12 protein-coding genes and 5 tRNA genes are annotated in these 13,780 nt (G+C 70.9%); 13 read left to right on the plus strand and 4 right to left on the minus strand.

Annotated features, from left to right (window positions below; genetic code table 11):
• Window positions 1-9: 9 nt before the first annotated feature.
• On the minus strand, window positions 10-3,873 hold the full coding sequence (locus LG634_RS27495) for a sensor histidine kinase (RefSeq protein WP_226737434.1): 3,864 nt from the start codon (window positions 3,871-3,873) through the stop codon (window positions 10-12).
• A gap of 573 nt (window positions 3,874-4,446) precedes the next feature.
• On the opposite strand from LG634_RS27495, the gene LG634_RS27500 reads away from it, so the two are divergent.
• The 9 genes from LG634_RS27500 (at window position 4,447) to LG634_RS27540 (ending at window position 8,363) form a co-directional block, all read left to right on the plus strand.
• Entirely contained in the window at window positions 4,447-4,632 is a 186-nt protein-coding gene (locus tag LG634_RS27500) for a hypothetical protein (RefSeq protein ID WP_226737436.1), read from the plus strand.
• 94 nt (window positions 4,633-4,726) lie between these two features.
• Window positions 4,727-5,503 carry a fumarylacetoacetate hydrolase family protein gene (locus LG634_RS27505; protein WP_226737437.1) on the plus strand — a complete coding sequence of 259 codons (777 nt, stop codon included), beginning with the start codon at window positions 4,727-4,729 and terminating at the stop codon, window positions 5,501-5,503.
• Entirely contained in the window at window positions 5,496-6,977 is a 1,482-nt protein-coding gene (gene gltX, locus LG634_RS27510; protein ID WP_226737439.1) for a glutamate--tRNA ligase, read from the plus strand. Before LG634_RS27505 ends, gltX begins: the two co-directional genes overlap by 8 nt.
• 87 nt (window positions 6,978-7,064) lie before the next feature.
• The gene (locus LG634_RS27515; protein ID WP_226737441.1) at window positions 7,065-7,793 is read left to right on the plus strand and encodes an HAD family hydrolase; all 729 of its coding nucleotides are present in this window, start codon (window positions 7,065-7,067) and stop codon (window positions 7,791-7,793) included.
• 86 nt (window positions 7,794-7,879) lie between these two features.
• Window positions 7,880-7,951 (plus strand) — tRNA-Gln (locus LG634_RS27520).
• A 27-nt stretch (window positions 7,952-7,978) separates the two neighbouring features.
• Window positions 7,979-8,051 (plus strand) — tRNA-Glu (locus tag LG634_RS27525).
• Between the two features lie 61 nt (window positions 8,052-8,112).
• A tRNA-Glu gene (locus LG634_RS27530) sits at window positions 8,113-8,185 on the plus strand.
• Between the two features lie 18 nt (window positions 8,186-8,203).
• A tRNA-Gln gene (locus LG634_RS27535) sits at window positions 8,204-8,275 on the plus strand.
• A gap of 15 nt (window positions 8,276-8,290) precedes the next feature.
• Window positions 8,291-8,363 (plus strand) — tRNA-Glu (locus LG634_RS27540).
• A 243-nt stretch (window positions 8,364-8,606) separates the two neighbouring features.
• Here the strand turns inward: LG634_RS27540 and ndgR are convergent.
• Entirely contained in the window at window positions 8,607-9,323 is a 717-nt protein-coding gene (ndgR, locus tag LG634_RS27545; RefSeq protein WP_114054338.1) for an IclR family transcriptional regulator NdgR, read from the minus strand.
• Between the two features lie 145 nt (window positions 9,324-9,468).
• On the opposite strand from ndgR, the gene leuC reads away from it, so the two are divergent.
• From leuC to LG634_RS27565, 4 genes are all read left to right on the plus strand, one after another.
• Window positions 9,469-10,899 (plus strand): 3-isopropylmalate dehydratase large subunit, encoded by a 1,431-nt coding sequence (gene leuC, locus LG634_RS27550; RefSeq protein ID WP_226737443.1) that lies wholly within the window; start codon window positions 9,469-9,471, stop codon window positions 10,897-10,899.
• Between the two features lie 5 nt (window positions 10,900-10,904).
• Window positions 10,905-11,498: a 3-isopropylmalate dehydratase small subunit gene (gene leuD, locus LG634_RS27555; RefSeq protein ID WP_226737445.1), complete on the plus strand. Its 594-nt coding sequence runs from the start codon at window positions 10,905-10,907 to the stop codon at window positions 11,496-11,498.
• Window positions 11,499-11,635: 137 nt separating this feature from the next.
• Complete coding sequence (locus tag LG634_RS27560) at window positions 11,636-11,863, plus strand: SCO5555 family protein (RefSeq protein WP_226737447.1); 228 nt, start codon at window positions 11,636-11,638, stop codon at window positions 11,861-11,863.
• A 143-nt stretch (window positions 11,864-12,006) separates the two neighbouring features.
• Complete coding sequence (locus LG634_RS27565) at window positions 12,007-12,693, plus strand: HU family DNA-binding protein (protein WP_226737449.1); 687 nt, start codon at window positions 12,007-12,009, stop codon at window positions 12,691-12,693.
• Between the two features lie 68 nt (window positions 12,694-12,761).
• On the opposite strand, the gene LG634_RS27570 is transcribed toward LG634_RS27565, so the two are convergent.
• Both LG634_RS27570 and cofC read right to left on the minus strand, forming a co-directional pair.
• Window positions 12,762-12,965, minus strand: coding sequence for a hypothetical protein (locus tag LG634_RS27570; protein WP_226737451.1), 204 nt, complete (start codon window positions 12,963-12,965; stop codon window positions 12,762-12,764).
• Window positions 12,966-12,974: 9 nt separating this feature from the next.
• The gene (cofC, locus tag LG634_RS27575) at window positions 12,975-13,667 is read right to left on the minus strand and encodes a 2-phospho-L-lactate guanylyltransferase (protein ID WP_226737452.1); all 693 of its coding nucleotides are present in this window, start codon (window positions 13,665-13,667) and stop codon (window positions 12,975-12,977) included.
• Between the last annotated feature and the right edge of the window lie 113 nt (window positions 13,668-13,780).

Below are 13,780 nucleotides of genomic sequence, written 5' to 3' on the forward strand. Positions count from 1 at the left end.
GGAACTCAACTAACGCTCCTGCTGGTGAGTGGGGCCGGTGGTGCGGTAACTGCCGGTGGCCGGACCGTTGTTGCCCGCCTGGCGACCCTGCTGGATACCCCGGCGGAGGTTGGTGAGACGGCCGCGGACGTCGTCGGGTGCGCGGGAGACCTGCGGACCGGACTGCACGTCGGACTGCTGCTGGGCCGTGCCCGCCACCAGGTTCGCACGCGGCACCCGGCGCGGCAGACCCGAGGTGGTGACACCGCCGGCGGCGGGCTGGCGCACCCGCTCGGCCTGCTTCATCAGCTCGTCGTTGGGGGAGCTGCGCCAGGTGACGGTCGGCGTGGCGCCCGTGGCGGTCAGCGCGTCCGGGCCGCCGCGCTGCGGCGCCGGCTGCTGGGCCGGAGCCTGCGGCGCCGGGGCCGGCTGCTCGAACTGCCGGGCCGGCTGCTGCTGCGGCGCGAACTGCGCCGGCGGCGGTACGGCCGGACCCGCGGCGGCGGGCGGCTGCCCGGCATCCGCGCGGTACCAGTTCGACTCCAGCGTGTCGAAGAGCGGCGTACGCGCGTCGCCCGGACCGCCGGCCGGCGGCAGCGCCTCCGGCTGGTGGGCCTGCGGCAGCTGCGGAGCGTCCGTGCGCGGCGCCGGCACGGCCGGGAACTGGCCGGTCGACTGCTGCGGCGGGAACGGCTGGGCCGCCGGGCCGCCCTGCGGCGCGAACCCGCCGACCCCGGGACCGCCGGGACGCGGCGCCTGGAAGTCGGGACGCTCGAACTGCGAGGTGGACGCCGGGTCCTGGGCCGCGGGGACCTGCGGACGGGCGAACTGACCGGTGGCCGAGTTCGCCGGCAGCCCCTCCGGGCGGGCGAACTGGCCCGTCTGGGACGGGTCCACGGCACCCGGCACCTCGGGACGCGCGAACTGGCCGGTCTGCGACGGGTCCACCGCCCCCGGGAGGTCCGGGCGGGCGAACTGGCCGGTCGTGCTGCCCTGCGGCAGCGGCGCGTTGAAGTCCGGACGGGCGAACTCGGCGGTGGAGCCGGGGCCCTGGCGGTCGTCGTGGCCGCGCGGGGCGTCCTGACCGGCCCGGGCCTGGTCCGCACCCCAGCCGGCGTTCTGCCCGGCGGCGCCCGGCAGCTCGCCGCGGGCACCGCCGCGCGGCGGCAGCTGCGGACGGGCCGAGCCGTCCGCGCGGCGCGGTCCGGCCGGAGCCGCCGTCGCACCCGGCTGGGCCGAGGCCTGGGCCGGCTGCTGCGGACGCTCGAACGTGTTGTTCTGCGGGAAGCCCGCGGAGGCGGGCTGCGGTGCGGCCGGACGGCTCGGGGAGGGCTGCGGCCCGCCCTGGAGCAGACCGCCGCCCTGCGGACCGGACGGGCCGCCGCGGCCGGGGGCCATCGGGGCACCCGCACCGAAGGCGTTCGGGCCCTGCGGACGCTGACCGCCCTGGCCCGGACCCTGCGGACGGCCGCCCTGGCCGGCACCGGCGAGCTGACCGCGCTGCTGGCCGCCGGCGAGCCGGCCGCCCTGGGGGCCGCCCTGCGGCGCCCCGCCGGGGTTCGGCCGGCCGCCCGCGGCGCCCTGGCCCTGGCCCTGGCCCTGGCCCTGAGCGGGGCCCTGGCCCTGCTGCGGGCCGGCACCCGGCGCACCGGGCGCACCCGGCTTGCGGCCGCCCTGGGCCACGTCGACGGGGAGCATGACGAGCGCCGTCGTACCGCCCGAGTCGGACGGGCGCAGCTGGATGCGGATGCCGTGTCGCAGGGACAGGCGGCCGACCACGAACAGGCCCATGCGCCGGGAGACGGAGACGTCCACGGTCGGCGGCGACGCGAGCCGCTCGTTGATCGCGGCGAGGTCCTCGGGGGAGAGGCCGATGCCGGTGTCGTGGATCTCGACCAGCACCCGGCCGTCCGGCAGGGCGTGACCGGTCACCTTGACCTTGGTCTGCGGGGAGGAGAACGACGTCGCGTTCTCCAGCAGCTCGGCGAGGAGGTGCACGAGGTCGTTGACGACGCGGCCGGCCACGTCGGTACCGGGCACCGACGCCAGCTCGATGCGCTCGTACTGCTCCACCTCGGAGGCGGCGGCACGGAGCACGTCGACCAGCGGGACCGGGCGGGTCCAGCGGCGGCCCGGCTCCTCGCCCGCGAGGACGAGGAGGTTTTCGCCGTTACGGCGCATGCGGGTCGCGAGGTGGTCGAGCTTGAAGAGCGAGGACAGCTGGTCCGGGTCGGCCTCGCGGGACTCCAGCTCGGAGATGAGCGAGAGCTGGCGCTGGATGAGGCCCTGGGAACGCCGCGAGAGGTTGGTGAACATCGCGTTGACGTTGCCCCGGAGGAGGGCCTGCTCGGCGGCGAGGCGGACCGCCTCGCGGTGCACGTCGTCGAAGGCCGCGGCCACCTGGCCGATCTCGTCGCGCGAGTGCACACCGACGGACTCCACGGACGTGTCCACGTCCTGCGGGTCGGACTCGGAGAGCTGCTTGACGAGCTCCGGCAGACGGTCCTGGGCGACCCGGGTCGCGGTGTCCTGCAGCCGCTTCAGCGAGCGGATCATGGAGCGGGCCACCACGAAGGCGCCGACGAGCGAGACACCGAGGACGAGGAGGATCAGCGCACCGTTGATGATGGCGTCGCGCTGCGCCTCGTTCTTGAGGTTGCGGGCTTCCTGCTCCATGTCGTCGAGGAGCGAGAGCTCGACGCGCTTCATCGCCGCGATCTTGACGTCGGCCTGGTCGTACCAGTCCATCCAGGAGCGGGGGCGCTCCTTGGCGAACTGGCCCTGGGTGCCGAGGATGCGGCGGGCGTAGTGCTCGGCGCTGGAGATCTCCGCGTGGCCGTCGTTGAGGCTCTCGGTGAGGTCCTCGGCCTTGCCCTGGTACACGAGGTCGAACGTCTTGCGGGCCTGGCCCTCGCTCTTGAGGGCGGCCAGCGCGTAGAGCCGGTCGTTCTCGGTGAGGGAGCCGGTCTCGGTGTTCGAGTCGGGGAGCGCGGCCGCGATGACGGCGCGCTGCATGGAGGCGTACTCCTTGGCGGAGGAGAACGCGGCCAGGGCGCGCGTGCGCTTGATCATCTCCGGGCTGGAGGTGGCCTGCGCCATGTCCTGGGAGAGGCTGAGCAGCGACTGGATCAGCTGGTTGTACTCGGAGACCGTCTGCTGGGCGCCGTTCACGTACGCCTGCTTGCGGATGTCCTCGATCGTCATCAGCTGCTGGCTGATCTGGAGGACGTTCGCGCGGATGGACTCCAGCGTCTCGTCGTTGCGCTCCTGGTCGTCGACCGTCTGCGTGGCGTCGAGGAAGGCCTCGGCGGCGTCCGTGGTGTTCTTGCGGATGCCGTCGACGAGGGAGTTGGTCTTGCCCTTGCTGTTCTTCAGCGGGCCCGCGGACTTGTCGCGCTCCTCCTGGAGCGCGGACGCCAGCGCGGTCGCCTGCTTGGTCATCGTGGTCAGCAGCTGCATGTGCTCCAGCTGCTGCATGTCGGTCATCGACTCGTTGATGCGGAGACCGCCGAGCGAGGTGGCGGCGACGACCGGGAGGGCGAGCAGCGACACGAGTCGCGTGCTGATGCGCCAGTTCTGGAGGGCGAGCCGGGAGCCGGACCCCTGGGGGGCCGCGGCGGCGGGTATCGCCTGGTCCTGCGGCGTCTGGGGCTGGTCCTTCAGGCTCTTGTTCCGGGCCTTGGCCTTGCCCTTGGACTTGCCGCGGGCCTTCGCCTGGGCACCTGCCTCGGGAGCCGCACCGGCACTGACACCGCCCGCTGCCGGCCCCTGGTTCTGGGCGTGCTGGGGCGCGGAGCCACGGTCGTTGGCGCCGCGCGGCTCCTGCTCCGCCGCAGCTTCCCCTCGGCCCTGGCGGGCCTGGGGCGACCCATCCTTCTTGAAACGTCCCTGCACTAGCGTCGCAACCTCTGGACCAGGCGTCCCCCGCGAGCGGATGGGACGGTGTCGAGTCGTGGGGCACTAACGAGCCCCATTGTGGTCGTCGGTGACCGGCGCTTCTCCCCTTTCATTACCGCCGCTCGGCGCTGCGTTGCGCCCGGTGCGCGCCGGCTGAATCCCGCGGCGGTCTCCGGAATTCCAGCACAGTGCCGGATCTCCAACAAGGTGCGAGTAGCGCACCCCTTGATCCATGACCGCACGTGACGGTGGCGCTACGGGGTGTGGAAGGTGTTCTTGGAGAAAACGGACTATTTCTTATCAATCGCTTACGCGGCCGGGGTGTCCCAGTCCTCATGATCAGGAGCGGAATGGCTCATTCAGTGGCGCAATGTCCGTTTCGTCGCCCCGAATTGAGTGTCCGTTATGGGCCTAATGCCCGGTCGCTGGTGAGCAAACTCACACGCCCGGAGCCGGTACTTCCCCACATCCGCGGGGATCCCGATGTTTAGCCTGACTGTTTACAGGCATGGCACAACCGACAACCGGCGCCCGTGGGGTGCCCGTCACCGACAGGGTTCCGAGACAGCGATGAAGACGACGATGATGTTCCGCAACATAGCCAACCCGCGCCGCACCACCCTCGCGCACCTGAAGGACGCCGAGGAGCTGCAGGGCGCCGCGGCCCCGGAGCACGCCGTCCAGCTGCCGACGCAGACCGCCAACCCGCGCCGCACCGTCCTGATGACCGCCCCGGTCACCGCCGCCGCGGAGTAGCAGCCCCGCGACGCAACGCGATGCCGCACCGCCCGCCGCGTTAGCCTGGATCCGCAGACTCCAGCCAGCGCAACAAGAGGGGCAGACGCAACACGTGCGCATCGCCAGGTTCTCGATCGACGGCAACGTCGCCTTCGGCGCCGTAGAGGGGTCGAACCCCGACGAGCTCGTCCTCGACATCATCAAGGGCATCCCCTTCGCGGACTTCGAGCTCTCCGGCACGAAGGTCGCCCTCAGCAAGGTGCGCCTGCTGCCGCCCGTGCTCCCCAACAAGGTCGTGGCCATCGGCCGCAACTACGCGGAGCACGCGGCGGAGCTCGGCAACGAGGTCCCCGAGACCCCCATCACCTTCTTCAAGCCCTCCACCTCCGTGGTCGGCTCCGGCGACCCGGTCGTCTACCCCTCCTTCTCGCAGGAGCTGCACCACGAGGCCGAGCTGGCCGTGGTCATCGGCCGCATGTGCCGCGAGGTCCCCCGCGACCGGGTCAAGGACGTCATCCTCGGCTACACCTGCGCCAACGACGTCACCGCCCGCGACGTCCAGCAGCGCGAGAAGCAGTGGGCCCGGGCCAAGGGCTTCGACAGCTCCTGCCCCCTCGGCCCCTGGATCGAGACCGAGCTCGACCCCTCGGACCTCGCGATCCAGTGCACCGTCAACGGGCAGCAGCGCCAGCTGGGCCGGACCAGCGAGATGGTCCGCTCCATCGAGGACCTCGTCGTGCACATCACCGAGGCCATGACCCTCCTCCCCGGAGACGTCATCCTCACGGGCACCCCGGCAGGGGTCGGCCCCCTCAACGTCGGCGACGAGGTCGCCGTCACCATCGAAGGCATCGGCACTCTCACCAACAAGGTGATCAAGCGTGGCTAGCGCATCTCCCGTACGCGTACGGTTCTGTCCCTCGCCGACCGGCAACCCCCACGTGGGTCTGGTCCGCACCGCCCTCTTCAACTGGGCCTTCGCCCGGCACCACGGCGGCACGTTCGTCTTCCGCATCGAGGACACCGACGCGGCCCGCGACTCCGAGGAGTCGTACGAGCAGCTCCTCGACTCGCTGCGCTGGCTCGGCTTCACCTGGGACGAGGGCCCGGACGAGGTCGGCGGCCCGCACGCCCCGTACCGCCAGTCCCAGCGCATGGACATCTACGCGGACGTCGCGAAGAAGCTCCTCGACGGCGGCTACGCCTACCACTGCTACTGCACGGCCGAGGAGCTCGACGAGCGCCGCGAGCTCGCCCGCCGCGAGGGCCGCCCCTCCGGCTACGACGGCACCTGCCGCGTGGTGACCGAGGAGCAGAAGGCCGCGTACGAGGCCGAGGGCCGCACCTCGATCGTGCGCTTCCGGATGCCCGACGAGCCGATCACCTTCCAGGACCTGGTCCGCGGCGAGCTCACCTTCACCCCGGAGAACGTGCCGGACTACGGCATCCTCCGGGCCAACGGCGCCCCGCTGTACACCCTGGTCAACCCGGTCGACGACGCGCTGATGGAGATCACGCACGTGCTGCGCGGCGAGGACCTGCTGTCCTCCACCCCGCGCCAGATCGCGCTGTACAAGGCGCTGATCGAGCTGGGCGTCGCCAAGGACATCCCGCAGTTCGGCCACCTGCCGTACGTGATGGGCGAGGGCAACAAGAAGCTCTCCAAGCGCGACCCGCAGGCCTCGCTCAACCTGTACCGCGAGCGCGGCTTCCTGCCCCAGGGCCTGGTGAACTACCTCTCGCTGCTGGGCTGGTCGTTCTCCAAGGACCAGGACATCTTCACGCTCGACGAGATGGTCGCGAAGTTCGACATCACGGACGTGAATGCCAACCCGGCCCGCTTCGACCTCAAGAAGTGCGAGTCGATCAACGGCGACCACATCCGCATGATGGAGCCCAAGGCCTTCGCGGACGCCTGCACCCCGTGGCTGCAGGCCCCGCACGCCAACTGGGCGCCGGAGGACTTCGACGCCGCGGCCTGGGACCGCATCGCGCCGTACGCCCAGACCCGCGTCACCGTCCTGTCGGACATCACCGCCAACGTGGACTTCCTGTTCCTCAAGGAGCCCGTCGAGGACCAGGCCTCGTGGGACAAGGCGATGAAGGGCGAGCCGGCGGCCCTGCTGACCACCGCCCGCGAGAAGCTCGACGCCGCGGACTGGAACGACCCCGAGTCGCTCAAGCAGGCCGTGCTGGACGCCGGCGAGGCCCACGGCCTCAAGCTCGGCAAGGCCCAGGCCCCGGTCCGGGTCGCCGTCACCGGCCGCACCGTGGGCCTGCCGCTCTTCGAGTCCCTGGAGATCCTGGGCAAGGAGCGCTCGCTGGCCCGTATCGACGCGACGCTGGCCAAGCTGGCCGGCTGAGTCGTCCGTCACGCCCGCAGGGGCGGTCGCCGGCCTCTTTTCCGAGAGGCCCGGCGGCCGCCCCTGCGGCGTTGTAGCGTCGGTCACATGCCGATCCGCGCCGTGCTCTGGGACATCGACGACACCCTCTTCGACTACACGGGAGCCGACCGCACCGGCCTGGCCCGGCACCTCGCCGCCGAGGGGCTGACCGGCCGGTTCGGCGACGACGCGGCCGCGCTGGCCCTCTGGCGCGAGGTCACGGAGACCCACTGGGCCCGGTTCGCCGCCGGCGGCATCTCCTTCGCCGACCAGCGCCGCGAGCGGGTACGGGACTTCCTCGGCGATCCGGGTATGGACGACGCGGGGGCCGACGCGTGGATCGAGCGGTACATCGCGTACTTCAAGGCCGAGTGGACGGTGTTCCCGGACGTGGTGCCGGTGCTCGACCGGCTGGCGGACAGCCACCGGCACGGGGTGCTGTCGAACTCCACCTTCGCCAACCAGGACCCCAAGCTGCGCACCCTGGGCCTGCGGGACCGCTTCGAGGTGCTCGTGTGCGCCGCCGAGCTGGGCGTCAGCAAGCCGGAGCCGGAGGCCTTCCTGCTGGCCTGCAAGGCCCTGGGCCTGCCGCCCGCCGAGGTGGCCTACGTCGGCGACCAGCCCGAAATCGACGGCCGGGGCGCCCGGGACGCCGGGCTGCTGTCCTTCTGGCTGGACCGGGAGGGCGGCCGCGGCCCGGCACCCGAAGGAGTGCACCGCATCACCGGGCTGGACTTTCTCCCGGATCTGCTGGCCGTGGATACCCGTTTTGGAGCACGGTCAGACATCCGGTAATGTTCTTTCTGCGCCGCCGGAGCGGGCCGAAAGGCCGGACGGAGGCGCCACTCGAAAGAAAGTCCCGACAAGGGATTGACTTTCGGTGGGGTATAGTGTAATTGGCAACACGAGGGTTTCTGGTTCCCTTATTCTAGGTTCGAGTCCTGGTACCCCAGCGCAGTGCAGTAGTAACGCAGTGCTTAGCCCCCGTTGTGTAGCGGCCTAGCACGCCGCCCTCTCAAGGCGGTAGCGCCGGTTCGAATCCGGTCGGGGGTACAGATCCTTCCCGCGAGGTCTCCTGGGTAGCTCCCGGACGCCTCGATGCAGGATCGCTAGGGCCCCCGTTGTGTAGCGGCCTAGCACGCCGCCCTCTCAAGGCGGTAGCGCCGGTTCGAATCCGGTCGGGGGTACTGAGGTCTAGACCTCATTGGGCTATGGTGTAATTGGCAACACGAAGGTTTCTGGTTCCTTTGTTCTAGGTTCGAGTCCTGGTAGCCCAGCGCAGTATCTCGCAAGCCCCCGTTGTGTAGCGGCCTAGCACGCCGCCCTCTCAAGGCGGTAGCGCCGGTTCGAATCCGGTCGGGGGTACGCACAGAGAAGGCCCCTCGCGTTCGACGCGAGGGGCCTTCTTGCTGTTCCGGCCCGTTGCCCCGCGCTCGTCCCCCGCCGTCCCGGCGACAGGACGCCCGGCGGCCGTCCACCGCCCCTGAGCGGAACATGAGCGCCGCCGCAAGCCCCGGCACGCAAAAGGTGCCCGGAGGCGCCTGTACGGACGTGTGCGGCGTCGCAGGCGCCCCCGGACACCGGGGGAGCAGGGAGAATCGGAACGGGTCAGCCGGCGCGGCGGAGGGCCTCGGTGAGGCGCGCAGCCGCATCGATGACCGCCTGGGCGTGCATACGGCCCGGGTGGCGGGTGAGACGCTCGATCGGACCGGATACCGAGACGGCGGCCACCACCCGGTTCGACGGCCCGCGCACCGGCGCCGACACGGAAGCCACACCCGGCTCCCGCTCGCCGATCGACTGCGCCCAGCCCCGGCGACGTACGCCGGACAGGGCCGTGGCCGTGAAACGGGCACCCTGCAGGCCGCGGTGGAGCCGCTCGGGCTCCTCCCAGGCCATCAGGATCTGGGCGGCCGAACCGGCCTTCATCGGCAGGGTCGAGCCGACCGGGACCGTGTCCCGGAGACCGGACAGCCGCTCGGCGGCCGCCACGCAGATGCGCATGTCGCCCTGCCGGCGGTAGAGCTGTGCGCTCTCCCCGGTCACGTCGCGCAGGTGCGTGAGCACCGGCCCGGCCGTGGCAAGCAGCCGGTCCTCACCGGCCGCGGCGGCGAGCTCCGCCAGCCGCGGTCCGAGGATGAACCGGCCCTGCATGTCCCTCGCCACCATCCGGTGGTGTTCCAGTGCCACGGCCAGCCTGTGGGCCGTGGGTCGTGCAAGCCCTGTCGCCGCGACCAGCCCGGCGAGGGTGGCCGGACCGGACTCCAGTGCGCTCAAAACCAGAGCTGCCTTGTCGAGAACGCCGACGCCGCTAGAGTTGTCCATGCAACGATATTCACGTCTCACACTGTGAAACGCAAGTTCAATTTTTCCAAGAACCCGACAGTCTGTATGTGCGGACCCACGAGCAACGGGGTTCAGGGTCTCGAGCAAGTGCCGGCAGTCGCAGCCGCCGGCCGGAGGGAAGGCGATGGGTAGGACACTCGCGGAGAAGGTCTGGGACGACCATGTCGTCCGGCGCGCGGAAGGCGAGCCCGACCTCCTCTTCATCGATCTGCACCTGCTGCACGAGGTGACCAGCCCGCAGGCCTTCGAGGGACTGCGCCAGAACGGCCGCAAGGTCCGGCGCCTCGACCTCACCATCGCCACCGAGGACCACAACACCCCCACCCTCGACATCGACAAGCCGATCGCGGACCCGGTCTCCCGGAACCAGCTGGAGACGCTGCGCCGCAACTGTGCCGAGTTCGGAGTCCGGCTGCACTCGCTGGGCGACGTCGAGCAGGGTGTCGTCCACGTGGTGGGACCGCAGCTGGGACTGACCCAGCCCGGTACGACCGTGGTCTGCGGCGACTCCCACACCTCGACGCACGGCGCGTTCGGTGCGCTGGCCTTCGGCATCGGCACCAGCCAGGTCGAGCACGTGCTGGCCACCCAGACGCTGCCGCTGGCCCGCCCCAAGACCATGGCGATCACGGTCACCGGCGAGCTGGCCGAGGGCGTCACAGCCAAGGACCTGATCCTGGCGATCATCGCCAAGATCGGCACCGGCGGCGGCCAGGGCTACGTCCTGGAATACCGCGGCGAGGCCGTCGAGAAGCTCTCGATGGAAGCCCGCATGACCATCTGCAACATGTCGATCGAGGCCGGCGCCCGGGCGGGCATGATCGCCCCGGACCAGACCACCTTCGACTACCTCGAAGGCCGCGACCACGCCCCCCGGGGCGCCGAGTGGGATGAGGCCGTCGCCTACTGGAAGACGCTGCGCACCGACGACGACGCCGTCTTCGACGCCGAGGTCGTCATCGACGGCTCCGCGCTGTCCCCGTTCGTCACCTGGGGCACCAACCCGGGCCAGGGCGCGCCGCTGTCCGCGAGCGTCCCCGACCCGGCTTCGTACGAGGACGCTTCGGAGCGCCTGGCCGCCGAAAAGGCCCTGGAGTACATGGGGTTGACCGCGGGCCAGCCGCTGCGGGACATCCGTGTCGACACCGTCTTCGTAGGCTCCTGCACCAACGGCCGCATCGAGGACCTGCGCGCGGTCGCCGGCATCGTCGAGGGCCGCAAAGTCGCCGACGGCGTACGCATGCTGATCGTGCCGGGCTCCGTCCGGGTCGCCCTGCAGGCCGTCGAAGAGGGCCTGGACAAGGTCTTCAAGGAGGCCGGCGCCGAATGGCGGCACGCGGGCTGCTCGATGTGCCTGGGCATGAACCCCGACCAACTGGCCCCGGGCGAGCGCTCCGCGTCCACGTCCAACCGCAACTTCGAGGGCCGGCAGGGCAAGGGCGGCCGTACCCACCTGGTCTCGCCCCAGGTCGCCGCGGCCACCGCGGTCCTGGGCCACCTGGCCTCGCCCGCCGACCTCACCGACGCCGCCGTTTCCGCCCCTTCCGGAGTCTGAGAGCCATGGAAGCCTTCACCACGCACACCGGCCGGGCCGTACCGCTGCGCCGCAGCAACGTCGACACCGACCAGATCATCCCGGCCCACTGGCTGAAGAAGATCACCCGCGACGGGTTCGAGGACGGGCTCTTCGAGGCCTGGCGCAAGGACCCGGAGTTCGTCACGAACCGCCCCGAGCGCGCGGGCGCCACCGTCCTGGTCGCCGGCCCGGACTTCGGCACCGGCTCCTCCCGCGAGCACGCCGTCTGGGCCCTGCAGAACTTCGGCTTCAAGACGGTCATCTCCTCCCGCTTCGCCGACATCTTCCGCGGCAACTCGCTGAAGAACGGCCTGCTGACCGTCGTCCTGCCGCAGGAGACCGTCGACCGTCTGTGGGAGCTCACCGAGGCCGACCCCACGGCCGAGATCACCGTCGACCTGGTCGCCCGCCAGGTCCGCGCGGCCGGAATCGAGGCGGAGTTCGAACTCGACGACAACGCGCGCTGGCGACTCCTGGAGGGGCTGGACGACATCTCGCTCACCCTTCAGAACGAAGCCGACATTGCCGAGTACGAAAGCACCCGGCCGGCCTTCAAGCCGCGTACGATTCAGGCCTGATTCCTGTCTGATCAGCGCTTATTCGCCAGTCGGCGATCACTGAGCGAACACTGTGCCCCCTGCCGTCCGGCAGGGGGCACAGTCGTATGTTGAGGCCCTGTGAGGCGACAACTCGCCCCAGATGGCACAATCTGTGCATGGAACGCGACAGTCAACTCGAGCTCTACGAGCTCGTCGCGGACCGGCTGAAAGAAGCACACGCAAGGGTGCGCTCACTGCAAGTCCCGGAGGGCGTAAGGATGACGCTGACCCGGAAGCTGTTGGTCGTCACGGCCGCGGCGAAGCACGATCTCGCCGATGCGGCAAGGCGCCTGGACAGGTTGATGAAGGACCTCGACGAGGGTCGATTCCCTGAAGGCGACTGATGCGAAGGAACTCCGCAACGGTCCACATCGTTGCGGCACTAGGGTGATTAGCCCGTTTCGTGTTTGATTTGCGGTATATATCCGCCTAACGTGCGAAAAAGCTTGAACACATTCGTTCTGGCAATGTCTCCGAAGGGGAAGACGTGAACAAGGCGCAGCTCGTAGAAGCGATTGCCGACAAGCTCGGTGGCCGTCAGCAGGCCGCGGACGCTGTCGACGCGGTACTCGACGCCATGGTCAGGGCGGTCGTCGCGGGCGACCGGGTCTCGGTCACGGGCTTCGGCTCGTTCGAGAAGGTCGATCGCCCCGCCCGCTACGCCCGCAACCCGCAGACGGGTGAGCGCGTCCGGGTCAAGAAGACCTCGGTTCCGCGCTTCCGTGCCGGCCAGGGCTTCAAGGACCTGGTCAGCGGCACCAAGAAGCTCCCCAAGGGCGACGAGGTCGCCGTCAAGAAGGCCCCGAAGGGCAGCCTGATGGCCGCCGCCGCGGGCAGCCGTACGACGGTCAAGAAGGCCGCGGCCAAGAAGGCCACGACCGCCAAGAAGGCGACGGCCGTGAAGACCACGGCGGCGAAGAAGACCACCGCCGCGGCCAAGAAGACCACCACCGCCGCCGCGAAGAAGACCACGGCCGCGGCCAAGAAGGCCGCACCGGCGAAGAAGACGACCACGGCGAAGACCGCGGCGAAGAAGGCCGCCCCCGCCAAGAAGGCGGCCACGGCCAAGAAGACCGCGCCCGCCAAGAAGGCCGTCGCGAAGAAGGCCCCCGCCAAGAAGACCACGGCGCGCAAGACCGTCGCCAAGAAGACCGCCACCGCACGGAAGAAGTAGGAGCGGCGGCCGCCCTGTCACGCGCCGGGCCGGTGTCCCCCCACTGGGGACACCGGCCCGCGGCACGTTCAGAGCGTCTGCAGCGTGACCAGGGTGATCCGCAGGTCGGGCAGGGCCCCTTCGGTCTCGATCCGCACCCGCTGGCCCGGCCGCAGCAGCCGCAGCCCGCCCGCGTCGAAGGCCGCCGTGCCGAAGGGCACCGGGGTGCCGTCGTCCAGCAGCACACTGCCGCTGCGGGTCTGGGAGTCGTACGTGTACGCGGTCGCCTGCATGCGCGGATCCTATCGGCGCTGCGCGGTCGCCGGTGCGGCGCGGCAGGCCGCCGTGTGTGCGCCCAGACCCAGCTCCGCCGCGGCCAGCAGGTCCGCCCCCGTGTCCACGTCCCGGCGTACGCTCGGCACCCCCGGCAGGTCGATTTCCACCGCCCCCGAGGCCGAATGCCGGGCCCGGGAACGCCCACCGAACGCGGGTGCCAATTCCACTCCCGGAGCAGCGGAAAGCAGGGTTGTTCCGATTCCTGCCGCATCCGCCAGAAATGCCCGGGGAAATGCCCGCGCGGTATCGAGCACGCGTTGCAATTCGCCGGGACGCAGCGCCGGCAGGTCCGCGTTCATCGCCGCCACCGCCGAGCCCGCCCGGTCGAGGCGGGCAGCCCGCGCCCCGTGCGCCAGGGCCGCGTTCAGGCCCGCCGCGGGCAGGTCCGGCACGATCTCCGCACCCAGCTCCGCCAGTGCCGCACCGGCCGCCGGATCGTCCGTGACGACCACCACATTCCGCACCGCCGGGCAGGCCAGCGCCCCCGCGACGGTGTCCAGCGCGAACGCGAGCGCCAGCGCCGGGCGGGCCTCGCCCACCGCGGCCGCCAGGCGGCTCTTCGCCAGCGCGAGCGGCTTGAGGGGAACCACCAGGGTCCAGAGCGCGTTCGTGACGTCCCCCTCTTCCCGTAAGCGTTCAGGCGTGCGAGTGGGCCCCATTGTCACCCCCCGCCGCCCCGCCCGGGGTACGTTCTTCCGGCCGGGGCGTACGGTGTTCCTCGACAGAGACCGGACCGGGGGCCACACTTGCGCCCGGGCCGGGTGACCGAGAA

The sequence above is a fragment of the Streptomyces bambusae genome, assembly GCF_020532645.1.
Taxonomy (GTDB): Bacteria; Actinomycetota; Actinomycetes; order Streptomycetales; family Streptomycetaceae; genus Streptomyces; species Streptomyces bambusae.